Source organism: Micromonospora sp. HNM0581 (genome assembly GCF_012726175.1).
Taxonomy (GTDB): Bacteria; Actinomycetota; Actinomycetes; order Mycobacteriales; family Micromonosporaceae; genus Micromonospora.
Genome location: NZ_JAASAD010000023.1, coordinates 28,716 through 54,988, shown reverse-complemented (window position 1 = coordinate 54,988; position 26,273 = coordinate 28,716). Strand labels below are relative to the sequence as shown.

21 protein-coding genes, 1 tRNA gene and 1 pseudogene are annotated in these 26,273 nt (G+C 70.7%); 14 read left to right on the top strand and 9 right to left on the bottom strand.

Translation table 11 applies throughout. From position 1 onward, the window contains the following. Positions 1–144: 144 nt before the first annotated feature. The 4 genes from HCA58_RS21245 to HCA58_RS21230 form a co-directional block, all read right to left on the bottom strand. Positions 145–217, bottom strand: a tRNA-Arg gene (locus HCA58_RS21245). Positions 218–321: 104 nt separating this feature from the next. Beyond that, on the bottom strand, positions 322–1,362 hold the full coding sequence (locus HCA58_RS21240) for an alpha/beta hydrolase (RefSeq protein ID WP_169599602.1): 1,041 nt from the start codon (positions 1,360–1,362) through the stop codon (positions 322–324). A 77-nt stretch (positions 1,363–1,439) separates the two neighbouring features. Continuing rightward, positions 1,440–1,646 (bottom strand): hypothetical protein, encoded by a 207-nt coding sequence (locus HCA58_RS21235; RefSeq protein ID WP_169599600.1) that lies wholly within the window; start codon positions 1,644–1,646, stop codon positions 1,440–1,442. A gap of 56 nt (positions 1,647–1,702) precedes the next feature. Next, entirely contained in the window at positions 1,703–2,122 is a 420-nt protein-coding gene (locus HCA58_RS21230) for an HPF/RaiA family ribosome-associated protein (protein WP_169599597.1), read from the bottom strand. A 330-nt stretch (positions 2,123–2,452) separates the two neighbouring features. Between HCA58_RS21230 and HCA58_RS21225 the strand changes: the two genes are divergently transcribed. From HCA58_RS21225 to HCA58_RS21215, 3 genes are all read left to right on the top strand, one after another. After that, on the top strand, positions 2,453–3,235 hold the full coding sequence (locus HCA58_RS21225) for a single-stranded DNA-binding protein (RefSeq protein WP_169599595.1): 783 nt from the start codon (positions 2,453–2,455) through the stop codon (positions 3,233–3,235). 222 nt (positions 3,236–3,457) lie between these two features. Continuing rightward, on the top strand, positions 3,458–4,474 hold the full coding sequence (locus tag HCA58_RS21220) for a cobalamin biosynthesis protein (RefSeq protein WP_169599593.1): 1,017 nt from the start codon (positions 3,458–3,460) through the stop codon (positions 4,472–4,474). Then, positions 4,471–6,012 carry a cobyric acid synthase gene (locus tag HCA58_RS21215; protein ID WP_169599591.1) on the top strand — a complete coding sequence of 514 codons (1,542 nt, stop codon included), beginning with the start codon at positions 4,471–4,473 and terminating at the stop codon, positions 6,010–6,012. The genes HCA58_RS21220 and HCA58_RS21215 overlap by 4 nt, the downstream gene beginning before the upstream one ends. Before the next feature lie 102 nt (positions 6,013–6,114). On the opposite strand, the gene HCA58_RS21210 is transcribed toward HCA58_RS21215, so the two are convergent. Beyond that, complete coding sequence (locus HCA58_RS21210) at positions 6,115–6,516, bottom strand: rhodanese-like domain-containing protein (RefSeq protein ID WP_169599589.1); 402 nt, start codon at positions 6,514–6,516, stop codon at positions 6,115–6,117. Between the two features lie 6 nt (positions 6,517–6,522). Here HCA58_RS21210 and HCA58_RS21205 point away from each other — a divergent pair. The 4 genes and pseudogenes from HCA58_RS21205 to HCA58_RS21190 all read left to right on the top strand — a co-directional run. Continuing rightward, positions 6,523–7,306, top strand: a pseudogene (locus HCA58_RS21205) (hypothetical protein); the annotation flags it as partial. Beyond that, positions 7,299–8,645 (top strand): dipeptidase, encoded by a 1,347-nt coding sequence (locus HCA58_RS21200; protein ID WP_205809331.1) that lies wholly within the window; start codon positions 7,299–7,301, stop codon positions 8,643–8,645. The pseudogene HCA58_RS21205 and the gene HCA58_RS21200, both read left to right, overlap by 8 nt. Before the next feature lie 69 nt (positions 8,646–8,714). Then, positions 8,715–8,921: a hypothetical protein gene (locus tag HCA58_RS21195; protein ID WP_169599586.1), complete on the top strand. Its 207-nt coding sequence runs from the start codon at positions 8,715–8,717 to the stop codon at positions 8,919–8,921. A 116-nt stretch (positions 8,922–9,037) separates the two neighbouring features. Next, entirely contained in the window at positions 9,038–10,600 is a 1,563-nt protein-coding gene (locus HCA58_RS21190) for an ATP-dependent DNA ligase (protein ID WP_169599585.1), read from the top strand. A gap of 4 nt (positions 10,601–10,604) precedes the next feature. On the opposite strand, the gene HCA58_RS21185 is transcribed toward HCA58_RS21190, so the two are convergent. Continuing rightward, the gene (locus tag HCA58_RS21185; protein ID WP_169599584.1) at positions 10,605–11,423 is read right to left on the bottom strand and encodes an SURF1 family protein; all 819 of its coding nucleotides are present in this window, start codon (positions 11,421–11,423) and stop codon (positions 10,605–10,607) included. Between the two features lie 273 nt (positions 11,424–11,696). On the opposite strand from HCA58_RS21185, the gene HCA58_RS21180 reads away from it, so the two are divergent. Then, a complete protein-coding gene (locus HCA58_RS21180) occupies positions 11,697–13,178 on the top strand; it encodes a cobyrinate a,c-diamide synthase (protein ID WP_169599583.1) in 1,482 nt (493 codons plus the stop codon). A gap of 3 nt (positions 13,179–13,181) precedes the next feature. Here the strand turns inward: HCA58_RS21180 and HCA58_RS21175 are convergent, their stop codons facing one another. Beyond that, complete coding sequence (locus tag HCA58_RS21175) at positions 13,182–15,314, bottom strand: transglycosylase domain-containing protein (RefSeq protein WP_169599582.1); 2,133 nt, start codon at positions 15,312–15,314, stop codon at positions 13,182–13,184. Between the two features lie 118 nt (positions 15,315–15,432). Here HCA58_RS21175 and cobC point away from each other — a divergent pair, with 118 nt between their 5' ends. From cobC to cobA, 3 genes are all read left to right on the top strand, one after another. Further along, a complete protein-coding gene (gene cobC / locus HCA58_RS21170) occupies positions 15,433–16,509 on the top strand; it encodes an Rv2231c family pyridoxal phosphate-dependent protein CobC (protein WP_169599581.1) in 1,077 nt (358 codons plus the stop codon). Beyond that, complete coding sequence (cobT, locus tag HCA58_RS21165) at positions 16,509–17,624, top strand: nicotinate-nucleotide--dimethylbenzimidazole phosphoribosyltransferase (RefSeq protein WP_169599612.1); 1,116 nt, start codon at positions 16,509–16,511, stop codon at positions 17,622–17,624. The genes cobC and cobT overlap by 1 nt, the downstream gene beginning before the upstream one ends. A 64-nt stretch (positions 17,625–17,688) precedes the next feature. Continuing rightward, entirely contained in the window at positions 17,689–18,951 is a 1,263-nt protein-coding gene (gene cobA, locus HCA58_RS21160; RefSeq protein WP_169599580.1) for a uroporphyrinogen-III C-methyltransferase, read from the top strand. A 99-nt stretch (positions 18,952–19,050) separates the two neighbouring features. Here the strand turns inward: cobA and otsB are convergent, their stop codons facing one another. After that, positions 19,051–21,657 carry a trehalose-phosphatase gene (gene otsB, locus HCA58_RS21155; RefSeq protein WP_169599579.1) on the bottom strand — a complete coding sequence of 869 codons (2,607 nt, stop codon included), beginning with the start codon at positions 21,655–21,657 and terminating at the stop codon, positions 19,051–19,053. Further along, positions 21,654–23,054, bottom strand: coding sequence for a trehalose-6-phosphate synthase (locus HCA58_RS21150; RefSeq protein ID WP_169599578.1), 1,401 nt, complete (start codon positions 23,052–23,054; stop codon positions 21,654–21,656). Before HCA58_RS21150 ends, otsB begins: the two co-directional genes overlap by 4 nt. A gap of 340 nt (positions 23,055–23,394) precedes the next feature. Here HCA58_RS21150 and ettA point away from each other — a divergent pair, with 340 nt between their 5' ends. The 3 genes from ettA to HCA58_RS21135 are packed head-to-tail and all read left to right on the top strand — an operon-like array spanning position 23,395 to position 26,206. Then, the gene (gene ettA / locus HCA58_RS21145) at positions 23,395–25,071 is read left to right on the top strand and encodes an energy-dependent translational throttle protein EttA (protein ID WP_169599577.1); all 1,677 of its coding nucleotides are present in this window, start codon (positions 23,395–23,397) and stop codon (positions 25,069–25,071) included. Positions 25,072–25,085: 14 nt separating this feature from the next. Then, entirely contained in the window at positions 25,086–25,529 is a 444-nt protein-coding gene (locus HCA58_RS21140; protein ID WP_169599576.1) for a thioesterase family protein, read from the top strand. Then, entirely contained in the window at positions 25,526–26,206 is a 681-nt protein-coding gene (locus HCA58_RS21135) for a hypothetical protein (RefSeq protein WP_169599575.1), read from the top strand. The genes HCA58_RS21140 and HCA58_RS21135 overlap by 4 nt, the downstream gene beginning before the upstream one ends. Positions 26,207–26,273: the final 67 nt, after the last annotated feature.

The window sequence follows — 26,273 nt, the reverse complement described above, 5'->3', positions numbered from 1 at the left end:
CGAAGAGGTCCAGCTGCTGCGACGCTATGCCCAACGTCATCCCAGCAAACTACCCGAAATAGATTCAAAACGATGGCCGCCACGCCGATGGCAGCCATCGTTTAACACCAGTCACCTAGGGGCGTTTCTCCTGGCAGATATAGGTGCGCCCGGCAGGATTCGAACCTGCGGCCTTGGGATTAGAAGTCCCCTGCTCTATCCGCTGAGCTACGGGCGCAACGTGGTATCGCGCGAGAAGGGTACCGCCGTCCGGACGCCGCCGGGTGGAACGGGTGTCGGGTCGGCGTTGGTGGCCGCCGGGCTGCCCGGGCCCGCCGAGGGTCAGGTGTCTGCGGGGGAGTGGCGCTGCAGCATCTGCGATGCTCTCCCGGCCGGCTGCCGGGGATGCGGCGGGGCTGGGCGGGTGGGTGTCGGTCCGGCGCCGAGGAAAGCTTCGGCCCAGCGGCCGACCTCGGCGAAAACCTTTTCGCGTACGGCGGGGCCGGAGAGCGTCAGGTCGTGCAGGCCGCCGTCGAAGCGGGACAGGGTGACATGGTGACCGAGCCGGGGAGCCCAGCGGACCATGTGCTCGACATCGAGGACGGCGTCGGCCAGGGTTGCCGCGTCCTGCCATTTGGTGCCCCGGAAGGACCGGGTCGAGCAGGCGAGCAGCACGGGCACCGGGATGTCCAGCCCGGCGCGCAGCCGCCGCTGACCGGTGCGGATGGCGTCCAGCCAGCCGGCTCGGACAGGGAAACCGGCGAGCGGCTTCCAGGCCAGGTCGTACGTCCACTCGCCGTGGTGGTCGGCGTGCAGGCTTTCGCCGTACACCGTGCTGAGCCCGAGCGGGAGGATGCGGTGGGGTGCCCGGCGGCCCAGGCGTGCGACGGCGGCCGCGAGGGGCCGGCGCACGAACCAGGGCGCGTTGATGTCGAAGAAGGGGCTGTTGAGGAAGAGCCCGTCGACCAGTCCGGCGTCGCGGCGGGCGTCTGCCCACAGGGAAATGATCAGACCGCCGGTGGAGTGCCCCATGGCCAGCAGCGTGTCGTGCCCGTCCTCGTCGCGGACGACGCGTGCGGCGGTGTCCAACTCGGGAAAGTAGTCGCCGAGGTCACGGCAGAAGTTCGGAGTCTGGTGCGGGAGCAGGCTACGACCGTACTTGCGTAGGTCGAGGGCGTAGAAGTCCCAGCCACGCGCGGCGAAGAAGTCGGCCACGTGGGTCTGGAAGAAGTAGTCGACGAAGCCGTGCACGTAGAGCACGGCACGTCCGGTGGGGTGCTCGGCCCGGCGACGGACCAGCGTCGCCACGACTGGACCTTCGTCGTCCCTGCCCAGGTCGATGTTTTGCCGCTCGTAGGGCGGGCCAAGCACGTCCGGTTCCACCTCGCCGACGGTACGCCGGCCGGCTACCGGGCGGTAGCCCCTGCCCGCAGCTCTCGGCGGGCAGGGGCTGACGATGGTCAGTCGCCCACGGCCTCCCGCCCGGACGGCTCGTGTGAGGTCGAGGCCCGCCCGCGGTCGGGACCGTACGGCGACACCTGGTCGATCGGCACCGAGCGGTGCTCCCGGCGGGCGGAGGACGAACCGCCCTCGATCGGACCGTCGCTGTCCTGCACCAGGCGTGTCTCGCCGCTTCGGCGCATCTCGGGTTGCTGCACGTTGGGCATGTCGTTCACCTCCACGGTGGTGCGCCGGCCGGTTCGGCAACCGGCCGGCGGTGCACTCACCTCTCGTTGGTCGTCGTTGCGGCGCCGGCCAGGTCGTCGGACGGCGCGGTCTGGCCGGGCGGTTCGTTGATCCGCAGGTGTTTGTTGTTGCGGGGCTCCTGCCGGGTCTTCGCGTCGTTCATCTGGCGACGCAGGTCGTCGCGGACGTCGTTGAGCGCGGCGTGCAGGTCCTCCTCTGTCGAGGTGGCGACGACCCGCTGCCGGCCGGCGATCCAGCACTCCAGGGTGACCTTCTGGCCTTTGGCCTCCCGGTCCTTCACCGACAGTTCCATGTCGGTGGCGTCGGCGTGGAAGCCGGCCAGGCGGGCGTCGAGGGTGGTGAACTGCTCGACGATACGATTCCGTTCCCGGTCGGAAAAGCCGGCGCCCAGCCGGAGGCACTTGGCCACGGTGGCCGGATCCGACACGGCGCTCATCGCCGCACCTGCCCTGCCTGAGGGATGGAACGGGTGACGGTCATCATCATGATCGCTGACCTTTCGTACGTCGTGCTGACGGGCGCGGTTGACGAGTTCCGTACCCAGGTCGGCTCCGTCCGGAACGTGACCATCTCCGTTTCCTGCGGACCGCTGGGCGGGCGGCGGAGATCGGGTCCTACCACATCCCGACTTTGATCAGGTGTTTGTCCACAGAAGGTGTGGTCGTCCACAGGTGCGGCTGCGTGGGGCTGTGCGCGAAGGGCTCGAGGGCGCAGGCTCGGTGGTGAGTCGACTCGCCGAAGTCATGCCCATCCTGAAGGAGGGACGATGTTCGATACCCACATGACAATTGTCGGAAATGTTCTTACTGCGCCGGAATGGCGCCGGACCGCCCAGAGCAACACGCTCGTCGCCAATTTCAAGGTCGCCTCGACCGCTCGACGCCTCGATCGCGACAGCGGGCGCTGGGTCGACGGCAACAGCCTGCGGGTACGCGTGAACTGCTGGCGCAAGCTCGCCGAGGGAGTTGCCGCCTCGGTGATGGTCGGCGATCCGGTGGTCGTCTGCGGCCGGCTCTACACCCGTGACTGGGTCGACGACGCCGGCAACCACCGCACGCTGTACGAGTTGGAGGCCGTCGCGGTCGGCCATGACCTGTCCCGGGGGCGGGGGAGGTTTCTGCGCAATCGGCCCAGTCTGGCCACCAGCGCGGTCTCCGACGCCGACGCGGAGCGACGGGTGCACGGGGAGCCGACCGAACCGGTACCGGACGACGAGGCCCCGGCCCGGACAGACCACCGCCCGGTGGACGGCGACTTCGACGGAGGTCTACCGGTCCGTGTCGACCCGCGCTCGGTAGGCAGCTCCGAGTCGGCGCGCGGGCCCGGGACGTCCTCCGACAGCCATTCGTCGGAGGAGTTCGAATCGTCGGAGGAGTTCGACGCGGTTGTCGCCGTCGAGGAAGACACCCTCGACGAACTGGCTCCGGTGCCCGACGAAGACCGAGAGACCACAACCGAGGTGGCGGTACGCCCGGAAGGATCGGGGGCGGGCGATACCGAGACCAGACGTGGTCGTCGAGGGCGCGGACGGTTGCCGCAACTCGTCTGACACCGCCTCGCGGGTCGTCGTCGACGAACGGTGATCCGACTCCTCGCTCGAGGGTTGCGACGGCGGCGCCCGACATCGCTATCAGGTGACCGGCCCGGCTGCCGGTCCGGTCACCGACCGGTCGACGGTGTCGCCGCCCGCTACCACTGCGGCGAGGCCAGCTCAGCGGGCCGACCCGGGTGGTTCGGCTCGGCTAGGCTGACCGGCCGGGGGTGACATGCCGTGCGACACGCAGGTGCGGTGGCGAACTCGACGGGGCTGGTCGCGGGCTACGCGTTGGATGCGCTGCTCGGTGATCCACGCAGGGGGCACCCGGTAGCCGGATTCGGCCGGGCCGCCGCCGCCCTGGAACGTCGCCTGTACCGCCCGCAGCGGCTGGCCGGCGGGTTCTTCACCGCGCTATGCGTCGGCGCGCCGGTGGCGATCGGGGTGGCCGCCACCATCGGCACCCAGCGTCGACCGGTGCTCCGGGCGGTGCTGGTCGCCGCCGGAACCTGGGCGGTGCTGGGTGGGCGGAGCCTACGCGACGAGGCGACGACGATGGGCCGGTCGTTGCGTGGAGGTGACCTGCCTGCCGCCCGGCACCGGCTCGGGCATCTCTGTGGGCGGGACGCATCGGCGCTCGACGAGCCGGAACTCGCCCGTGCCACCGTGGAGTCGGTGGCGGAGAACACCTCCGATGCGGTGGTGGCCCCGCTGGTCTGGGGTGCGGTCGCTGGGCTGCCCGGCCTGCTGGGCTACCGTGCGGTGAACACCCTCGACGCGATGGTGGGTCAGCGTAGTGTCCGCTACGCCCGGTTCGGCACCCCGGCCGCCCGGCTGGACGACCTGGTCAACCTGGTGCCCGCCCGACTGACCGGGTTGCTGACCGTCGCGCTGGCGCCGGCCGGCAAGGGAGACCGGGCGCGAGCCTGGCGGATATGGCGTCGGGACCGCGGCGATCATCCCAGTCCCAACGCCGGGCAGTGCGAGGCGGCGATGGCCGGAGCGCTGGGCGTACGGCTGGGTGGGCGGAACGTGTACTTCGGCCGTACGGAGGTGCGTCCGTTCCTCGGCGACGGGCCACGTCCTGAGACGCGACACCTGGCCCGGGCCGCCCGAATCTCCCGGGCGGTCGGTCTCGCGGCGCTCGGTCTCGCGGCGGCTTACCCGCTGACTGCGGGGCGACTGATCGGTACCGCCGTCCGCCGGACACGGCGATCGGACGGCAGCTGTGGCCGGCGCGGGAGCCGTCGGTGAGCGCTGGGCTGCTGGTAGCCGGGACGAACTCGGACGCCGGTAAGAGTGTGCTCACCGCCGGCATCTGCCGGTGGCTGCACCGGCGAGGTGTGCAGGTGGCGCCCTTCAAGGCGCAGAACATGTCGAACAACTCCGCCGTGGTGATCGGGCGGGACGGCCGGGGCGGCGAAATCGGTCGGGCCCAGGCGATGCAGGCGGCGGCCTGCGGGCTCGCCCCCGACCTGCGATTCAATCCGGTCCTGCTCAAGCCCGGCAGTGACCTGGCCAGTCAGGTGGTACTGCTCGGCCAGGCCGTCGACACGATCACCGCCGGTACCTTCCGGACCCTGCGTCCCCGACTCGCTGAGACCGCCTACGCGGCCCTGGCCGAGCTGCAGTCCGAGTACGACGTGGTGATCTGCGAGGGTGCCGGCAGCCCTACGGAGATCAACCTACGCGAGGGCGACTACGTGAACCTGGGGCTGGCCCGGCGTGCGCGGCTGCCCACGATCGTGGTCGGTGACATCGACCGGGGCGGTGTGTTCGCTGCCATGTTCGGCACCCTCGCCCTGCTCGACCCCGCCGACCAGGCCCTCATCGCCGGCTTCGTGGTCAACAAGTTCCGCGGCGAGCTCAATCTGCTCGCCCCCGGTCTGGACATGCTGCGGCAGCTCACCGGACGCCCGACGTACGGGGTGCTTCCATGGGCGCTGGATCTGTGGCTCGACGCGGAGGACTCGCTCGCCTACGGGCGGGTGCTCGGTCGACCGGCCGCCCCGCACGGCACCGACTGGCTCGACGTGGCCGTGCTGCGGCTACCCCGGATCAGCAACGCTACGGACGTCGAGGCGCTCGCCACCGAACCGGGCGTGCGGGTGAGGCTGACCGTCGAACCGGCCGAACTCGCCGCCGCCGACCTGGTGGTGCTGCCCGGTTCGAAGTCGACGGTGGCGGACCTGGCCTGGCTGCGCGAAACGGGCCTCGGTGACGCCGTCACCGCGCACGTGGCGGCGGGCCGTCCGGTCCTCGGCATCTGCGCCGGCTACCAGATGCTGGCCCGTGCCATCCACGACCCGGTGGAGAGTCGGCAGGGCACCGTACCCGGCCTGGGCCTGCTGCCCATCGAGATCACCTTCGATCGCCGCAAGACCGTCCGACCGGCGGTGGGCAACGGCGAGGGTGACCGTCCGGTGCACGGCTACGAGATTCACCACGGGTACGTCTCGACTGCCGACCCGCAGGTACCCCCGCTGTTACGCGACGCTGCCGGCGGTGGTGAAGGCGCAATGCACGGCGTCGTGCACGGCACCCACTGGCACGGCACGTTCGAGTCCGACGAGTTCCGCCGCTGGTTCCTCACCCGGGTGGCCCGCCTCTGCGGACGTACCGGATTCCAGGTCGCGCCGGACACGTCCTTCGCCGCCGCCCGTGAACGCAACCTCGACCTGCTCGGCGACCTGGTCGAGGAGCACCTGGACACGGACGCCCTGTGGCGACTCATCGAGGACGGCCCCCCGACCGACCTGCCGTTCGTCCCGCCCGGCGCCCCACGGAGCTGAGCTTCGGCCAACCACCGCGCCGGTCGACGATCCGCCGGCGTCGACGACGGGCCGGCGGCGAGCAGGTCGGCGATGACGGGAACGGCTGTGACCCCACGCAACTCAGTAGCGGACGTCGGCCGGCCGGTCGGAGAAGGGCAATCCCGCCGACCGCCACGCCTCCACTCCGCCGATCATGTCGGACGCCCGGTGCAGACCGAGGGCCCGTAGGCTCGCCGCAGCGAGGCTGGAGCTGTATCCCTGCCGGCACACCACGACGATCTCCAGGTCGTATCCGGTCGCCTCGGGTATCCGCCAGTCGCTGGCCGGGTCGAGCCGCCACTCCAGCACCGTCCGGTCGATCACGATGACGCCGGGTAGGTCACCCTGTTCCCCGCGCTGCACGTCGGTGCGCGTGTCGATCACGAGCGCACCCCGGCTGGCGGCCCGCACCGTCTCCTGCGGGGTCAGTCGGTTGATGCCCGCACGGGCCTGCTCCAGCAACGCCTCGACGCCGGGACTCATCACGGAATGGGACACGCCACGAGCATGCCGTCCGGCGGTGGAACTGCGGTCCGAAGTGGCCGGGGACAACCCGATCGGTAACGTCGCTTTCCGTGGTGGTGGTCTTCGAGGGGTACGCCGGCCTGGCTCGACGGGTGCTGGCGGGGCCGGCCCGGTTGGGGCGTACCCGGCTGGTGGCGGTGGACGGGCCGAGCGGCGCGGGCAAGACCGTCTTCGCGGCGCGCCTGGCCGACGCCCTCGCCGGTGAGACACCGGATGCGGTCCGGCCGCCGGTGGTGCACACCGACGACCTGCTCGACGGGTGGGACGACCAGCTCACCTTCTGGGGGCGGCTGGAGGAACAGGTGCTGGCGCCGGTACGAGCCGGTCGGCCTGGTGCCTACCGACGTTACAGCTGGATGCGTCGGCGTTTCCTGCCCGCTGCGGTGCCGGTCCCGGCCGTGTCGGTACTGATCGTGGAGGGGGTCAGCGCGGCCCGGGCCGCAGCCGGGGCGGACCTGACCCTGGCGGTTTTCGTCACCGCCCCGCAGCCGTTGCGGTTGAGCCGGGCGGTGGCCCGCGACGGCCCGTCGATCCTGCCGGAGCTGCGTCGGTGGCACGTCACCGAACGCGTCCACTTCGCCGTCGACGGCACCGAGGACCGCGCCGACCTGGTCGTCGACGGAGCACCCGACCTTCCCCATGCGGCTGAGCGTTACTACTGCCGACGTGGCTGACGAGCACATGCCGGCCGCGACGTCCGGTAGGACCGGCATACGATGCCGGTCATGACCACACCGATCATGACCGAGTCCGACCTGCGGGAGGCAGTCGCGCGGGAACTGCCCGGCGTACGGGCCGACCTGGAGCGTCTCGTCCGCATCCCCGGCATCGCTTTCGAGGGTTTCGACCACTCGCAGGTGGAGCGGTCCGCCGAGGCGGTGGCGGAGTTGCTGCGCGGCTGCGGCCTCGACGTGGAGGTGGCGCGTGCCGGTGGTCAGCCCGCCGTCATCGGGCGTAGGGCGGCACCGCCCGGTGCGCCGACGGTGATGCTCTACGCCCACCACGATGTGCAGCCGATCGGTGATCCGGCGCTGTGGGAGTCCGAGCCGTTCGAGCCGGTGGAGCGCGACGGCCGGCTGTACGGGCGGGGTGCCGCCGACGACAAGGCCGGCATCATGGCGCACGTCGCGGCGCTGCGCGCGTTCGGCGACCGGCTGCCGGTCGGTGTGGTCGTGTTCGTCGAGGGGGAGGAGGAGTACGGGTCCGACTCCCTGGAGCGCCTGCTCGTCGAGCACCGGGACAAGCTCGCCGCCGACGTCATCGTGATCGCCGACTCGACCAACTGGGACGTCGGGGTGCCAGCTCTCACCACGTCGCTGCGCGGAATCGTGAACTGCTTCGTGCAGGTGCGCACGCTTGACCACGCCGTGCACAGCGGCATGTTCGGCGGTGCCGTCCCGGATGCGCTCACCACTCTGGTCCGGCTGCTCGCCACGCTGCACGACGACGCCGGGAACGTGGCGGTGGCCGGGCTTGTCGGTCGGGAGGCGGCCCGCGTCGACTACCCGGAGGATCGCTTCCGGGTCGAGGCCGGACTGGCCGAGGGAGTGCGGTTGTTCGGCACCGGCCGGATCACCGACCGGTTGTGGACCAAGCCGGCGCTGGCCGTGCTCGGTGTCGACGCCCCCGCCACCGGGGAGGCGCCGAACGCGCTGGTTCCGGCGGCCAAAGCCAAGCTCAGCGTACGACTGGCGCCGGGCGACGAACCGAAGCGGGCGTACGCGGCGCTGCGCGCACACCTGGAGCAGCATGCTCCGTGGGGCGCACAGGTCGAGGTGACCTTCGAGCATGATGGCGCCCCCTGCGTCATCGATGCCAGTGGCCCCATGTTCGACGCTGCCCGATCGGCCTTCCGGGCGGCCTGGGACGGCACCGACGCGGTGGAGATCGGAGTCGGCGGTTCCATTCCGTTCATCGCCACCTTCCAGGAGATGTTTCCCCGAGCGGCGATCCTGGTGACCGGGGTGGAGGACCCGCACGCCCGGGCCCACGGGCCGAACGAGAGCCTGCATCTGGGTGAGTTCGCGCGGGTCTGCCTCGCGGAGGCGTTGCTGCTGGGCGCAGTGGCTGAGGTGGGCCGAGGATGAACCGTAACCTCGTAGCCACAGTGGCCGTTTCCGGTGTGTCGGACGCGCGGCTGTTGTAGCCTCTCGAACATGCGTACTAACGAGGTTCTGGCTCGCCTGGAGGCCGCCGTCATCGCTCTGGGGGACGTCGACGTCTCCGCATGGCCGGAGGACACGCTGAAGGAACAGCTCGGTGAGCTGTCGGCCGTTCTGGTCGCGCTGGATGCGTCGCTGTCGCGGATCGCTGACGGCGTCCGTGCCCGGGGGCTGCGGATCGAGGAGCCGGTCCCGGTCTGACGTCACGCGGTGTCGGCGAGCGCGGGCGAGGTCGGTGCTCACCGCTCGGTGGCGAGGGGTGCTCGGGTCCATCCGCAGGTGCGCCGGTTGCTGGTGGTTCCTGGCAGGATGAGGTCGTGCGGTTCCTGGACCTGGCTGCAACCTCCGCTGCTGTCGGTGCCACCAGCGGTCGTCGGGCCAAGGTGGAGTTGCTCGCTGATGCCCTGCGGCGGCTCGACGCGCCCGAGGTGGCGGCGGGCTCCGGCTGGCTCGCTGGTGAGCTGCGTCAGCGGCAGACCGGTGTCGGTGGGGCCAGCCTGCGTGACCTGCCACCGCCAGCGGCCGAGCCGACGCTTTCCGTGTCGGCGGTCGACGCCGCGATCGACGAGATCACGGCGGTGCACGGCGCCGGTTCGCAGGCTCGTCGTCGGGCGCTGGTGCACGCGCTCTACGCTGCCGCGACCGCCGACGAGCAGCGCCTGCTGACCGGCCTGTTCCTCGGCGAGCTGCGGCACGGCGCCCAGGCCGGGCTGCTCGCCGATGCGATTGCCCGGGCCGCCGGGGTGTCCGTCGCTGTCGTACGCCGGGCGTTGCTGCTCGCGGGCGACCTGCGGGTGGTGGCGGTCGCCGCCCTCGGCGGCGGGGCGGCCGCGCTTGCCGAGTTCGGTCTGCAGATCGGTCGGCCGCTGGCGCCGATGCTGGCACAGAGCGCGTCCACGGTCGACGAGGCGCTCGCCGCCACCGGGGTGCCCGCGGTGGTCGACGTGAAACTCGACGGCATCCGCATCCAGGTGCACCGCAGTGGTTCCGACATCGCGGTGTTCTCCCGCAGCCTCGACGAGATCACCGCCCGGGTGCCCGAAGTAGTCGCCGCGGTGCGCTCCCTGCCGGCCAGGGAGATCGTTCTGGACGGCGAGGCCATCGGCTTGGACGCTGCCGGCCGACCCGTGCCGTTCCAGCAGACGTCGAGTGCCGCCGCCCGGCGGGCCGGTCCCGTCGGGGCCCCCGTCGCGCCGGCGGTGCGCGCCGCCGGCGGGACCGTGCTCACGCCGTACTTCTTCGACCTGCTGCACCTCGACGGGGCGGATCTGATCGACCTGCCGGGCCGGGAGCGGTGGGCGGCGCTGCACGGAACGGCCCACGCGTCGCTGCTGGTCGGGCGGATGGAGGTGGACGGACCGGAGCGGGCCGGTGCGGCCTTCGCCGCCGCACTCGACGCGGGCCAGGAGGGTGTGGTGGTCAAGGCACCCGAGGCGCCGTACGACGCCGGGCGACGTGGTGCCGCCTGGGTCAAGGTGAAGCCCCGACACACCCTCGACCTGGTCGTGCTTGCCGTGGAGTGGGGCAGCGGCCGACGCACCGGCTGGCTGTCGAACCTGCATCTGGGTGCCCGCGACCCGTCCACAGGTGGGTTCGTGATGCTCGGCAAGACCTTCAAGGGCCTCACCGACGAGCTGCTGCGCTGGCAGACGGAGCGTTTCCTCGGCCTCGCGGTGGAACGTGGTGACTGGGTTGTCCGGGTCCGACCCGAGCAGGTCGTGGAGATCGCGTTCGACGGGGTGCAGAGCAGTTCGCGTTATCCCGGTGGGGTGGCTCTACGATTCGCCCGGGTGGTCCGTTACCGGGACGACAAGCCCGCGGCCGAGGCCGACACCATCGACGCCGTCCGGGCGATCCATGTGGGCCGCCCATCGGGCTGAACGGTCAGCTCGACACGGGCGCACCGGGATCGGCGGCCCGATCCCGGGGGCGTTCGTCGGTCACTCCGGCGATCCGGCGGGCCTCACGGCGGGCAACCCAGCCGTAGCCGACCAGAGTCATCGCCGCGAAGATCCACCACTGTACGACGTAGCCGAGGTTCTGCCAGTTGTTGGCGTGGCCGATCGACACTGCCCGGAAGGTCGGGTCGGCGGCCGGCGTCTGCTCGTCGAGAAGCACGTACGCGCCGTACACCGGGTACGGTAGTTCGCCCGCGAGTTGGGGCACGGAGACCCGGCGGCCTTCCAGTCGCCCGGCACGGCGGGACACCTTGGCGTCGCCGCTCTCGCTTGCGTGCAGTCGCCCCTCGACAGTCACCTCACCTGCCGGTGCCGGTGGTACCTCGGGTTGTGCCACCGCTCCACCCGGGGCGGGTGGGATCCAGCCCCGGTCCACCAGGACGGCGGTGCCGTCAGCGAGCAGCAACGGGGTGACCACCTCGAAGCCGACTCGACCGTCGACCGTGCGGCCCCGCACCAGCACGATGTTGTCGGTGTCGTATCGACCGGTCACCGTGACCCGGGTGAAGGTCCGTTCCTGCGCCGGTGGGGCGCCGACCGTGCCGGGACTTCCGGTCGGCGTGGGCAGTGCCTCGCGTAGCGGCACCGGGTCCATCCGAAGGCCGGCGTCGATGCGTTCGTTGACGGCGGTCCGGCCCTGGTAGCGGTCCAGTTGCCAGTTGCCGAGCAGCACCATCACCGTGGCGGCGGCCAGGGCCAGCACGAGAATGCCCAGCCAGCGTGGCGTCAGCAGGAACCGGTACACGCCACGAGGTTACCCGTGTGACCGCCGCCACTGGGCTGGGCCGTCCCGGCGGTCGCGTCGGTCGTCGTGGCCCGGCAGTGACTCAGGCCGGTGACGGTCGGCGGGACCCGCATCGTGGCGGAGAGTGCCCGTGTCGGGGCGTTGCGCCACTGGTTGACTGACCTGGCACGGGCGGCGTGGCGGAGGGTGCGTGCGCGGCGTCCGATTCAGCTATCGTCACGCGGGCGGAGCGCGCCGACGGTCGGCACGCCGACCGCTCGCGAGGAGTCCATGATGACCGTCGTGCCGCGTCTGGTGCTCAGTGCCCCCTCCTCCGGGCACGGCAAGAACGCGTTGGCGATCGGTCTGCTCGCCGCGTTCGCTGACCGGGGCCTCGACGTGGCCGGTTTCAAGATCGGGCCCGACCAGGTGGACGCGGCGTACCTCGGGCTGGCCAGCGGTCGACCGGGGCGCACCCTGGACCCACGACTGGTGGGCACCGAACGGGTCGCCCCGCTGCTGCTGCACGGGGCGCACGGGACGGACCTCGCCGTGGTGCAGGGCAGCATGGGTCTGTACGACAGCCTGACCGGCCGGAGCGAGACCGAGTCGACCGCCGCTGTGGCCACCGTGCTGCGTAGCCCGGTGGTGCTGGTGGTCGACGTCGCCGCGATGGGACAGTCGGTGGCCGCACTGGTGCACGGCTTCCGGGCGTACGACGAGCAGTTGTGGATCGGCGGTGTGATCCTGAACCGGGTCGCCTCCACCCGACACGAGCAGCTGCTGCGCGAGGCGCTCGACGACATCGGCGTTCCGGTCTACGGCGCGTTGCGCCGCCAGGATCTGCCCTCGGTGTTGCCGTCCCGGCGGCACGGTGTGCTGCCGGTGCTCGAAGGTGCCGGCGAGGCCACCCGGGCCGTCCGGCGGTTGGGTGAGGCGGTGACCGCCACGGTCGATCTGGAACGGCTGCTTGGGCTGGCCCGTTCGGCACCGGCGTTGGGCATGCCGCAGTGGTCTCCGCAGAGCGGCGACGAGACCGACCGGGGCCGGCCCGCCGGCGGTGACGGTCCTGTCGTGGCGCTGCTCGGTGGGCCGGGCGGCAGCTTCAGTCACGCCGAGACGGCCGAGCTGCTACGGGCCGCCGGTGCGCAGGTGCGGACGCTCGACCCGTTCGCCGACGAGGTGCTGCCGGTCGACACCCGGGCCCTGGTGGTCGGCGGAGCGCTGCCGGAGTCGTACGCGGAGCGGCTCTCCGCCAACCGGCGGCTCTGCATCGCGGTCGCCGAGCTGGCCCGCGCTGGCCGTCCGGTGGTTGCCGAGGGGGCTGGTCTGCTCTGGCTGGCCAGGGAACTCGACGGGCTGCCGATGTGCGGGGTGCTCGACGCGGTCGGCAGCATGCGGGACGGGCTGGTGATCGGCTATCGGGAGGCGACCGCGCAGGGCGACAGCGTGGTCGCCGCCGGGGGTGAGGTGGTGACCGGGCACAAGGAGCACCGGGCTGTCCTCACTCCCCGGGGCGGGCAACGTCCGGCGTGGAGTTGGCCCGGTGGTGTACCTGAGGGGTTCATCTGGCGTGGCGTGCACGCCTCCCAGCTCGTTCCGCACTGGGCCGCGTATCCGCAGATAGCGACGCGGTTGGTGGCCGCCGCTGTGGCCGAGCCGGCCACGGCCCTGGTCGGGGTTGGCGGCGGTGGCCCGGCCGGGCCGGCGGGTGTCGCTGCGGGCGAACCGGCCGGTGTGGTGGCGTCCGACCCGGTCGGTCGGTCGTCGAACTGATCGTCAACCGACGATCCGGTCCGACGGCGGGACGAAGTCCCGGACGGGTTTGCCCTTCAGTGCGTCGCGCAGGGTGTTCGACACCGCCGCGATGGGAATCTGCGACTGCCCGTCGCCCACCGCGTTGAAGGGGTTGTCGGGGTCGGAGATGAAGCTGGCCGCCGCCAGTTCGGGCGTGTAGCCGACGAACCAGGCGGAACGGGTGCTGTCCGTGGTGCCGGTTTTGCCGGCCACCGGGCGGCCCACCGTGCCGCGTACGCTGTCCGCCGTCGACCAGCCACCGCAACTGCCCTTGGCCGGGGTGTCGCCGGTCGGGCAGCGGGCGGCGTCGGTGGCGGCGCGTGCCGCGTCGGCATCGACCACCTGGCGGCAACGCGGCTTGGCGACCTCCCGTTCGATGCCACCGGGTGTGGTGTAGGTGGCGGGGGTGCCGTCCCGGTTGTAGATGGCGTTCACCGGCATCGCCTCGCAGTAGCGTCCATCGGCGGCGACCGCCGCGTAGGCGTTGGCCATTTCCAGCGGAGTGGCGTCGGAGACACCCAGGGTGAAGGCACCCCATTTGTTGGCCTTCGCCGGGGAGGCGTGCTCCCGGTCCACGTCGGTGCGCCAGCGCAGTCCCAGCTGCTCGGCGAGCCGGACGGCCTGTTCCGCCCCGACCTGTTCCTCCAGCCAGACGAAGTAGGTGTTCACCGACTTGCCGAAACCGGACCACATGGTCTGGGTGCCGCTCATCGCGCCGCTGGCGTTGGAGGGCTGCCATCCGTCGTAGATTTCGGATCGGTAGCTGTGTGGTGCGTTGAACGTGGTGTTGAGGGGCATGCCGGCGTCGAGTGCGGCAAGCATGGGGAACATCTTGAACGTCGATCCCGCCTGGTAGCCGGGTAGGCCACCGCCGCCCATCAGGGGGGCCACCGTGTTCGGGTAGTTGGCTTTCACCTCGGGTCCGGCTTCGGGGTTGGAGCTGAGCGGATTCTCGTCCAGGTTCAGCGAGTACGTGCGGTTCACCGCCATCGCCTTGACCCGCCCGGTTCCGGGTTCGGAGACGACGATGCCGTTGGCGAACGGGCTGCCGGTGTTCGACTGGGTGCCGACGTGCTTCTCCGCCGCGGTCTGGATCTTCGGGTCCATGCTCAGCACGATCCGGTAGCCGCCTCGGCGCAGCTTGTCCAGCCGTTGGAGCCGGTTGTCCCCGAACGCCGGTTGGGCGCTCCACCAGTTCTTCACGTAGTCGCAGAGGAATCCCCAGCTGTTCCACTTGTCGGGCACCGCGGCGCAGTCGTTGGGCGGGTAGGTCAGCCGGAGCCGGATCGGTTCGCCCTTGGCCGCCTGCGCCGAGTCCGGCGAGAGGTAGCCGAGGCGGGCCATGTTGTCGAGTACGTAGTTGCGCCGGGCGGTGGCGTCCTTCTGGTCCGAGCTGGCCGGGTCGTACTCGGAGGGTGACTTGACCAGCCCGGCGAGGGTGGCTGCTTCGACCGCGGTCAGCTCCTTGGGGGTCTTCGAGAAGAAGATTTCGCTGGCGGCGTAGATGCCGTACGCGCGGTGCCCGAAGTACGCCGAGTTGAGGTAGCGCTCCAGGATGTCCTCCTTGCTCAGCTCCTTTTCCAGGTCGACTGCCATGCGCATTTCTTTGATCTTGCGTGTCGGGGTTTGCGCCGTGGCTTCCTGCACCTCTCTCGGGGTGGTGGCGCTGTCGCGCAGCGCCATCCGGACGTACTGCATGGTGAGCGTGGACGCTCCCTGGGAGATCCCGCTGGATCGGGCGTTGGCCACGAAGGCGCGGGCGACGCCCTTCGGGTCGACGCCGTGGTGCTGGTAGAAGCGGTTGTCCTCGGCGGCCACGATGGCCTGCTGCATGTTGGGCGAGATGTCCGACAGTTGGGTGTACTGCCGGTACTCCTCGAAGAACATGGTCAGCACGGTTTTGCCGTCCGGGGCGTACAGGTAGGAGGTCTCGGCGGGCAGGGCGGTGGTCAGCAGGCGGGTCTTGCTCTCCACGGCGTGCGCGGTGGCCTTGGCGCCGACACCGGTGACCGCGACGACCGGGTAGGCGGCGGCGGCAACGACGATGCCGGCGATCAGACCGGCGCGGAGAAGTGGAACGAGACGACCAGCGGACGCAAGGGGTCGGTAGCTCACCCCGTCAAGTTATGACATTTCCGGTTCATATATGAGAAATACTCATGAAGTGATGAGTGGTGATGCGGCCCATCCGCCGGGTTGTCCCCCGCGCCGCCTTCCCGGCAGGATCGCGGTCATGCACGGGCAGCAGAGCGCGACTTCCACACCCGCGGCGGCGGAACCGGATCTGACGCACCATGGTGACGCCGAGGTCGCCGGAGACCTGGTCGACCTCGCCGTCAACGTGCGACGCGCACCGCTGCCTCCCTGGCTGGCCGGGCCGATCACCGCGTCGATGGCAGATCTCGCCGCGTACCCGGATCACCGCCCGGCCCGCGCCGCCGTCGCCACCCGGCACCGCCGGCTACCGGAGGAGGTGCTGCTCACCGCCGGAGCCGCCGAGGGATTCGTGCTGCTCGCCCAGGCACTGCGTGGGATACACCGGCCGGTGGTGGTGCACCCGCAGTTCACCGAGCCCGAGGCCGCGCTGCGGGCAGCCGGGCACACCGTACGGCGGGTACTGCTCGACGCGGCGGACGGCTTCCGGCTCCACCCGGACCGGATACCCGCCGACGCCGACCTGGTCATCGTCGGCAACCCGACGAACCCGACCTCCGTGCTGCACCCGGCCGCCGACCTCGCCGCGCTGGCCCGCCCCGGTCGGGTTCTCGTGGTCGACGAGGCATTCGCTGACACCGCCGGGATACCCGGTGAGCCCGAATCCCTGGCCAGCCGCCGGGACCTGCCGGGGCTCATCGTCGTACGCAGCCTGACCAAGACGTGGGGGTTGGCCGGGCTGCGGATCGGCTACCTGCTCGGCGAGGCGACGCTGCTGCGCCGACTCGCCGCCGTACAGCCGCTGTGGGCGGTCTCCACCCCGGCGCTGGCCGCCGCCGAGGCCTGTGCGAGCCCTGCGGCGATCCAGGCCGAACACGTCATCGCCGCGCAGCTCGCGGCCGACCGCGCACACCTGGTCGCGCGACTCGAAGCCCTGCCCGGGGTATGCGTGGCCGGCCGACCAGCCAGCGCCTTCGTCCTGGTGCGGATCTCCGGTGCCGACCGGATCCGAGAACTGCTGCGGGCGCGCGGCTGGGCGGTACGCCGTGGTGACACGTTCCCGGGACTCGGCCCGGACTGGCTACGGATCGCAGTACGGGATCAGGTGACCACCGACACCTTCCTCAAGGTGCTGGCCGAGATCATGGAGGCATGATGCTGGAGAACACCATCGCGGCAGTCGGTCCGCTCGACGAGGCGGCGATGACCGCGGCACGCGGGTTGCAGGCGCGCCTGACCAAGCCCGCCGGTTCGCTCGGCGCCCTGGAGGACCTGGCCGTACGCCTCGCCGGTCTGGCCGGCATCTGCCCGCCACCGTTGCCCGACCGCGCGGCAGTGGCGATCTTCGCCGGAGATCATGGAGTGCACGCCCAGCAGGTGAGTCCCTGGCCGCAGGAGGTCACCGGGCAGATGGTCGGCAACTTCCTGGCCGGTGGTGCGGTGGTCAATGCCTTCGCTCGGCAGGCAGGCGCCTCAGTGGCCGTGATCGACGTCGGCGTGGCCGGTGCGTTGCCGGTTCCCGACGCGACCACCGATGACGCCTCGGGCGACGCCGAGGCCCGCTACGGCTTGCCCGGACCGCAGCTGCCCCGGCTGGTGAGCGCACCGGTCCGGCGCGGCACCCGGGACATGACCGCCACCGCTGCGATGACCCGCGACGAGGCGCGGGCGGCGGTGGAGGTCGGCCTCAGCATCGCCGCGGAACTTGTCGACGCCGGGGCCGGGATCCTGCTGACGGGCGACATGGGCATTGCCAACACCACCCCGGCCGCCGCCCTGATCGCCGCCTTCACCGGGATCGACGCCGCCGAAACCACCGGGCGGGGCAGCGGCGTCGACGACCCGACGTACCAGCACAAGATCGGGGTGGTGCGGGCCGCGTTGCGTTTGCACAGCCCCGACCCGGCGGACCCGCTCGGCGTGCTGGCCGCGGTCGGTGGGCTGGAGCACGCCGCGCTTGCCGGGTTCGTGCTCGGTGCAGCGGCACGCCGGATACCGGTGCTCCTGGACGGGGTGATCGCGGCCTCGGCCGCCCTCGCGGCGGCAGCCTTCACTCCGGACTCCGTATCGGCCATGATCGCTGGTCATCGCTCCGCAGAACCCGGCGCGACGGTCGCGCTCCGCCAGCTCGGCCTCACCCCCCTCGTCGATCTCGGTCTGCGGCTCGGTGAGGGTACCGGCGCGTTGCTGGCCCTACCCGTGGTCACCGGCGCGGTCCGGGTACTGCACGAGGTGGCCACCTTCGATTCCGCCGGGGTGGCGGAGAAGTGAGCGAGCGAATCTTCCGGGCCCGCGGCGGAGCACCGGGCAACCCCGATGCGTGGGGCGAGGCGGCATGAGCGCCAACCCGTACCCCCTCGGGCTCCAGTTGGCCGGACTCCGTGTGGTGGTGGTCGGTGGGGGAGCGGTCGCCACGCGGCGGGTACCGGCGTTGCTCGACGCACACGCGAACGTACAGCTGGTGGCGCCGGAGATCACTCCGGCGTTACGCGCGCACGTCGACGCCGGGCGGTTGCACTGGGTGCCGCGTCGGTTCGCCCCCGACGATCTCGACGGTGCCTGGCTGGTGCAGGTCGCGATCGACGACCCGGTCGCCGCCGGGGCGATCAGCGCCGCCGCCGCGGCACGTCGGATCTTCTGCGTACGCGCCGACGACCGGACCGCCGCGACGGCCTGGACTCCGGCCGTGACCCGGTACGGCCCGGTCACGGTCGCGGTGCACGGCGGTGGCGACCCACGTCGCGCAGTGAGCGTCCGCGACGCCGTCCGTACCCTTCTGCGGAGCACGCCGAGGTTGCTGGAATCGCAGCACGCCCAGCCGGGAAGTTCTCCCGACGTGTCTGCTGGTGGGGGTGACCGACCTGGTCGAGTCGCCCTGGTGGGTGCCGGACCCGGTGACCCGGAACTGATCACCCTCCGGGGATGGCGGCTGCTCAGCGAGGCAGACGTGGTGGTTGCCGACCGTCTGGTGCCCGGACTGCTCCTCGACGAACTGCGCGCCGGGGTGGAACTGGTGGACGCTTCCAAGATCCCTTACGGTCCGTCCCGGACCCAGGAGGAGATCAACCGGGTCCTCGTGGAGCGGGCCTCGGCGGGAGCCTTCGTGGTCCGGCTCAAGGGCGGCGACCCGTACGTGTTCGGCCGTGGCGGAGAGGAACTGCTGGCCTGCGCGGCAGCCGGGGTGCCGGTCACGGTGGTGCCGGGGGTGACCAGCTCGATCGCCGCGCCGGCTGCGGCGGGCATTCCGGTCACCCACCGGTCGGTGGCGCACGAGTTCACCGTCGTGTCCGGGCACGTCGCGCCGGACTCGCCGGACTCACTTGTCCGCTGGGAGGCCCTGGCCAACCTGCGCGGCACGCTGGTGATCCTGATGGGCTTGAAGAACCTACGGCCGATCACCAGCACACTGTTGGCGCACGGGCGGGCGTCCACCACACCTGCCGCAGTGGTTCAGGAGGCAACCACAGGCGCTCAACGGGTCGTCCGCTCGACTCTCGGTGAGGTGGCCGACGCGGTGACCGCTGCCGGGCTGCGCCCGCCGGCAGTCGTCGTGCTCGGAGACGTGGTCACGACCCTCGACCCGACCACCCTCCTTTGACCACGCACCCTCCACCGTGTCGATCATGAGGTTGGTGGCAGTTCTGGCGGCGGTCAGGTACGCCGTAAACCTCATGATCAACACGGGTTGGGGTGGGGGCTACTGCTTGAGCATGTTGTCCAGGAGCAGGGCGCAGCGGACCACGCCCAGGTGGCTGTACGCCTGGGGGTGGTTGCCCAGGCCACGCTCCGCCAGCGGGTCGTACTGCTCGGGCAGCAGACCGGTCGGACCCGCCGTGTCGATCATCTGGAGGAAGAGTTCCTCGGCGTCGGTCCGCCGGCCGGTGCGCAGGTACGCCTCGATCAGCCACGCCGTGCAGATGTGGAAGCCGCCCTCGCGACCAGGTAGGCCGTCGTCCCAGTGGTAACGGTAGACGACCGGGCCGCTACGCAGATCCGCCTCGATCTTCAACACGGTGGCGAGGAAGCGGGGATCGTCGCCGGCCAGCAGGCCGGAGATGCCGATCCACAGCGACGAGGCGTCCATGTCCTCGTCGCCGTAGGCGACGCTGTACGCCTCGGCGTGCTCGTGCCAGCCGTTCTCCAACACGTTGGCGCCGATCCGGTCGCGTAGTTCCACCCATTCGGGGCGGTCCTCACCGCCGTGCTGGCGCATCACGTGCAACGCCCGATCGACGGTCATCCAACACATGACCTTCGAGAAGACGTGGTGCCGGGGTGGTAGGCGGGCCTCCCAGATGCCGTGGTCCGGCTCGTGCCATCGACGGCGGACCGCCTCGACCATGTTCTCCAGCACCCGCCACTCCTCGGCGCGCACGGAACCGCGTACGTCGGCGGTGGCGGCGATCAGGTCGGCGATCGGGCCGAAGACGTCGAGCTGGAGCTGGTGGTTGGCGAGGTTGCCGACGCGTACCGGGCGGGAACCGGCGTAGCCGGGCAGGGTGTCGATGACCGCCTCGGCACCCAGCTCGAAGCCGTCGACGGTGTAGAGCGGGTGCAGCCGCTCCGGGTGTCCGCCGGTGCGTTCCACACAGCCGTCCACCCAACGGAGGAACGCCTCGGCCTCGGCGATCGAGCCCAGGTCGACCAGGGCCCGGGCGGTCATCGCGGCGTCGCGGAGCCAGCAGTAGCGGTAGTCCCAGTTGCGGACGCCCCCCAACTCCTCCGGCAGCGAGGTGGTGGCCGCGGCCAGAATCGAGCCGGTGGCCTCGTGGCAGAGGGCGCGCAGCGTCAGGGCGCTGCGGGCGACCAGGTCCCTGGCCGTGGTGGGCAGCCGCAGCGAGGCGACCCAGTCCTTCCACGGACGCTCGGCGGCGGCCTGCCGCTCGTGGATGGGCAGCCGGTGGTGTTCCAGACTGTGGGTACCGAAACGCAGCTCCAGTACCACCTGACCACCGAGCGCGGCGAGGTCCACCACCGCCTTCGCGGTCTCGTACCCGCCGTCGTTACCGACCTCCCACTGCACGCCGGGGGAGTAGAGGGCGACCGGTTCGTTGGAACCGAGCACCAGCAGGCCGTCGTCGAGTGGTTGGAGCTGCACGGCGACCTGCCCGAACTCCGGTCGGGGCGCGAATTCGAGACGTACCCGCCCGGTGCCGGTCAGTACCCGGATCAGGGTCGAGTCACCGGAGATGATCGCGGGACCGTCCGGGGTGGCCCGGGGATCGGGTTTGTCGAGCCAGTCGGTGACGGTCAGTCCTGACCAGCGCGTCTCCACGGTCATCGTGCCCGAGCGGTAGCGCTGACCCAGCGGTATGCCGCCGCGTTCCGGCGCGACGCTGAAGTGCCCGGCCGGGCTGCCACCGACAAGATCGGCGAAGATCGCCGCCGAGTCGGGTTTCGGGTTGCACAGCCAGCTCACCTTGGCGTCCGGCGTGAGCAGCGCGACCGTCCGACCGTTGGCGAGCATCGAGTGCCGCTCGATCGGTACCGCCCGTTCGCCGAACAGCCAGTGCCGTCGAGTCTCCAGCAGCAGCCCGAGCGCGCGGGCTGCCTCGATCGGCTCGGCCACCCGGTAGCCGGCTTTGGTCTCGCCAGGGCCGATCTTGATGCCCACGTCCGGGCCGTGCAGGTTGCCGAAGGCGTTCTCGTCGGTGACGTCGTCGCCGATGAACAGCACCGCGCTCGATGAGAGCTGGGTGCGCAACTGGTCGACGGCGGTGCCCTTGTGGGTGGCCACGACGGAGAGCTCGATGACCTCCTTGCCCTGGGTGACGGTGACGTCCGGCCAGGTCGCGGGACCGTTGCGGACCGCGTCGACGGTGGCGGCGGCGATCTCGGGATCCACGCCACGGGTGTGCACGGCGACACTGGCCGGCTTGCGTTCCAGCCGGACGCCGGGGTGCGCTGCGGCGATGTCCCGCAGGGCGTCCCGCAACCGGGTGCGTACGGCGATCAGTTCGGGGGAGAGCCGCTCGACGAAGCCGATGTCGAATTCGGAGCCGTGACTGCCGACGAGGTGGACCTCGCTCGGTAGCCGGGAGAGGGCGGCCAGATCGCGGAGTGCGCGGCCGGAGACGACCGCCACGGTGGTCTGCGGCAGCGCCGCCAGGGCCCGCACGGCGGCCACCGACTCCGGCAGTGGTACGGCCTTGCTGGGGTCCGCGACGATCGGTGCGAGCGTGCCGTCGTAGTCGCAGGCGACCAGGAGTTGGGGCACTCGGGCGATCCGCCCGATGGCGGCGCGTAGCTCCGGCGCGAGTGGGCCTGCGGCGGGCGTGTTGTTCCCGTTGGACGCCGCGTTCACACTGCCTCCATGTCGGGTACACCCAGTTCGGTGAGGAACGACTTCGCCCAGTGCCCCACGTCATGGGTGCGCAAGTGGCGTTGCATTGTCCGCATACGGCGACGAGCCTCCGGCTTCTCCACGTGCACGGCCCGTAGCAGAGCGTCCTTGACCGCGTCGGGGTCGTGCGGGTTGCACAGGAACGCCTGACGCAGCTCGGTTGCGGCGCCGGCGAACTCACTGAGTACGAGTGCGCCCCCGTGGTCCGCCCTTGATGCGACGTACTCCTTGGCCACCAGGTTCATTCCGTCTCGGAGCGGAGTGACCATCATCACGTCGGCGGCGGCGTACATCGCAGCCAGTTCGGTCCGACTGTACGACTGATGCAGATAATGCACCGCTGGCACGCCAACCCGGCCGAATTCGCCATTAATCCGACCAACCTCGCGCTCAACCTTGACGCGAAGTGCCTGGTAGTGCTCCACCCGTTCGCGGCTCGGTGTGGCAACCTGCACCATAACCGCGTCGGGCACTGTCAACTTTCCGTCAGCGAGCAACTCGCGGAACGCCTTGAGCCGCAGTTCGATGCCCTTGGTGTAGTCGAGTCGGTCGACGCCCAGAATGATCGTTCGAGGGTTGCCGAGCTCTTCGCGGATCTCCTTGGCCCGCGCCTGGATCGCCGGGTCGGCGGCCAACCGCTCCATCTCCTTGGTGTCGATCGAGATGGGGAACGCGCCTGCCTTGACCTGGCGACCGTCCACCTGGATCATCTGGCCCTCGTATCGCAGCCCCAGGAGGTGCCGGGCCAGTCGGACGAAGTTCTGCGCGGCGAGCCGCTGCTGGAATCCGACCAGGTCGGCGCCGAGTAGTCCGCGCAGGATCTCGGCGCGGAACGGCATCTGCATGAACAGCTCGATCGGCGGGAACGGTATGTGCAGGAAGAAGCCGATTCGCAGGTCGGGGCGTAGCTCCCGGAGCATCGCCGGCACCAGCTGGAGCTGGTAGTCCTGGACCCAGACCGTGGCGCCCTCGGCGGCGACCTCTGCCGCCGCCTCCGCGAACCGGGCGTTCACCAGGCGGTACGCCTCACGCCAGCGGCGCTTGTAAGCGGGCGTCTCGACGGCGTCGTGGTACAGCGGCCAGATCGTGGCGTTGGACTGCCCCTCGTAGTAGCGCTCCAGTTCCTCGGCGCTCAGTGGCACCGGATGCAACCGGATGCCCTCAAGATCGAACGGCTCGGGGGCGGCGCCGGTGCCACCTGCCCAGCCGACCCAGGTGCCCTGGTGTTCGGCGAGAACGGGATGCAGGGCGGTGACCAGCCCTCCGGGGCTGCGTCGCCACTGCCGTCCCTCGGGTGTGCTCACCTCGTCGACCGGCAGTCGGTTCGCCACTACGACAAAGGAGCTACGGACGGTCACGATCGGCCACCTCCGGGTGCTGTCGGGTCCACCGCGATGAGCGTACTGAGCGTAGCTGCGGTGTCTGTTCCCCCGTGCCGGACTCACCTACCCGTGCCGAACTCGGCGAACCCCGGACGTGATCATGTTTACAGGTGTGTCCATCCCGGCCAGCCTCGGGGCGGTGGACCCGAGCCGCGGGCAGTGTTCAGCGGGGCGATGTGGGCGCGGTGCGGTGTACCTGTCAGGATTGACGGTGGCGTGCGCGCGGCCGGCTACCGGCCGACGGCGACGGGCAGCGGCCTGGCCCGCGCCCGTGCACGCGAAATCGGCGATCGAAAGCGACGGAGGAGCCCGCACCGTGGCCCAGTTCATCTACGTCCTGGACAAGGCGCGTAAGGCGCACGGCGACAAGGTCGTGCTCGACAACGTGACGCTCAGCTTCCTGCCGGGTGCCAAGATCGGGGTGGTCGGTCCCAACGGCGCCGGCAAGTCCAGTCTTCTCAAGATCATGGCAGGCTGGGACCAGCCGAGCAACGGCGACGCCCGGCTGATGCCCGGTTTCACCGTGGGCATGCTCGCGCAGGAACCGCCGCTGAACGACGCCAAGACCGTCCTCGGCAACGTCGAGGAGGCGGTAGCGGAGACGAAGGTCAAGTTGGAGCGGTTCAACAAGATCGCCGAGCAGATGGCCACCGACTACTCCGACGAGCTGATGGAGGAGATGGGTCGGCTCCAGGAGGAGCTGGACCACGCCGACGCCTGGGACATCGACTCCAAGCTCGAACTCGCCATGGACGCGCTGCGGTGCCCGCCGCCGGACGCCGACGTCACCCAGCTCTCCGGCGGTGAGCGTCGCCGGGTCGCGCTGTGCAAGCTGCTGCTGGAAGCTCCCGACCTGCTGTTGCTCGACGAGCCCACCAACCACCTGGACGCCGAGAGCGTGCAGTGGCTGGAGCAGCACCTGGCCAAGTACGCCGGCACCGTCGTGGCGATCACCCACGACCGGTACTTCCTGGACAACGTGGCCAACTGGATCCTGGAGCTGGACCGTGGCCGTGCCTATCCGTACGAGGGCAACTACTCCACCTACCTGGAGAAGAAGGCGGCCCGGCTGGCTGTCGAGGGTCGCCGCGACGCCAAGATGAAGAAGCGCCTGGCCGACGAGCTGGACTGGGTACGTTCCAACGCCAAGGCCCGGCAAACCAAGTCCAAGGCCCGTCTGGACCGCTACGACGAGATGGCCGCCGAGGCGGAGAAGACCCGCAAGCTGGACTTCGAGGAGATCCAGATCCCGCCGGGTCCCCGCCTGGGCAACACCGTCATCGAGGCGAAGGGCCTGGCCAAGGGCTTCGGCGATCGGCTGCTGATCGACGATCTCTCCTTCTCGCTGCCCCGCAACGGCATCGTTGGGATCATCGGGCCGAACGGTGTCGGAAAGACCACCCTGTTCAAGACCATCGTGGGGCTGGAAGAGCCGACCCGCGGTTCGGTCCGGGTCGGCGAGACGGTCTCACTGTCCTACGTCGACCAGAACCGGCAGGGCCTCGACGGCGACAAGACCGTCTGGGAGGTCGTCTCCGACGGGCTGGACCACCTCATGGTGGGCAAGGTCGAGATGCCCTCGCGGGCCTATATCGCGGCGTTCGGCTTCAAGGGGCCGGACCAGCAGAAGCCGACCAAGGTGCTCTCCGGCGGCGAGCGCAACCGGCTCAACCTGGCGCTGACGCTGAAGATCGGCGGCAATGTGATCCTGCTCGACGAGCCGACGAACGACCTGGACGTGGAGACTCTCTCCAGCCTGGAGAACGCGTTGCTGGAGTTCCCCGGCTGCGCGGTGGTGATCTCCCACGACCGGATGTTCCTGGACCGGGTCGCCACGCACATCCTGGCCTGGGAGGGCGACGACGAGGACCCGTCGAAGTGGTTCTGGTTCGAGGGCAACTTCGAGGCGTACGAGAAGAACAAGGTCGACCGGCTCGGCGCCGAGGCGGCCCGTCCGCACCGGGTGACCTACCGCAAGCTGACCCGCGACTGACCGGGCGGTGCGTCGTGGCTGACCGGTTCGTCTACCACTGCACCCTGCGTTGGTCCGACCTGGACGCCTACGGCCACGTCAACAACGCCCGCTTCCTCACCCTCTACGAGGAGGCCCGGGTGGCGTTGATGTTCGTCGGTGCCCGAGCGTACGGGGTGGGCTCGTTCGCCGACGGCGTGGTGATCCGCCGGCACGAGATCGACTATCTCCGGCCGGTGGACTACGCCCTCGACCGAGCCACCGTCGAGGCCGCACCCACCGTGCGGATCGAGCTGTGGGTGGAGCAGCTGCGCGCCGCATCCTTCACGGTCGGTTACGAGATGTACGACGGCGAGCTGCTCATCAGTCGAGCCCTGTCGGTGTTGGTGCCGTTCGACCTTGCCCGGCGGGTGCCCCGGCGGCTCAGCGAACCGGAGCGTTCGTTCCTGCTCGGCTACGCCCCGCGGGCGGCGTCGTGAGTGGCGGACACGGCATCGTCGACGTTACCGACGCAGGTGCGTTCCTGGCCCGGCTCGTCCGGCTGGAGCGCGCCGCCCTGGTGCGACTGCGGCCAGCCGCTGGCGGCGTACGCACCGCTCTCTGGGCGCGGCTGCCCTGGGAGGTGCTGGCCGTGCGGACGGTGGCCGGCGCGAGCCCCGGTGACGTGACCGTAGCGGCCGACCAGTTGCTCGCCGAGCTCGCGGCCGGCCGCGCGGCCCTGCCGGCCCGCCAGGACGCGCAGTGGCGGTGGGCCCTGCCGCCGGCACTCAGCCGTCGGGTGGAGACGCTGCCGGTTGGCGAGCTGCGCCGGCTGGCCGAGGCAGCGGCGGGCACCCTGCGTGAGGCGGCTCAGCACGGCGTCGGTGGTCGGGCGGTGGGGCAGCGGGTGCTGCGGGACGCCCTGCTCGACCATGTGGCGGTGGTGGTCACTCCCGACGACGAGCCTGACCGTCCGGTGGAGGTGACCCAGCGGATGGTGCAGGGCCTGGTTCGAATGGGTTTCCTCGGGACGTCGAGGGATCGGTCGGATGGTGACGGGGTGCAGGTACGCGCGGCTGGCCGATGGGTCGGACTGGTGGGACCGTACGGAGCCATCTGGTCGCAGAAGGCTACGAACCTCGTCGTACGGCCAATCGTGGCTCATGCGAAAGGATGAGGTCTGTTCATCCTTCCAGTCCGGTGCTGGCGTTGGGGGGGTGCTTCGTTTCGGCTGTCCGGGTACC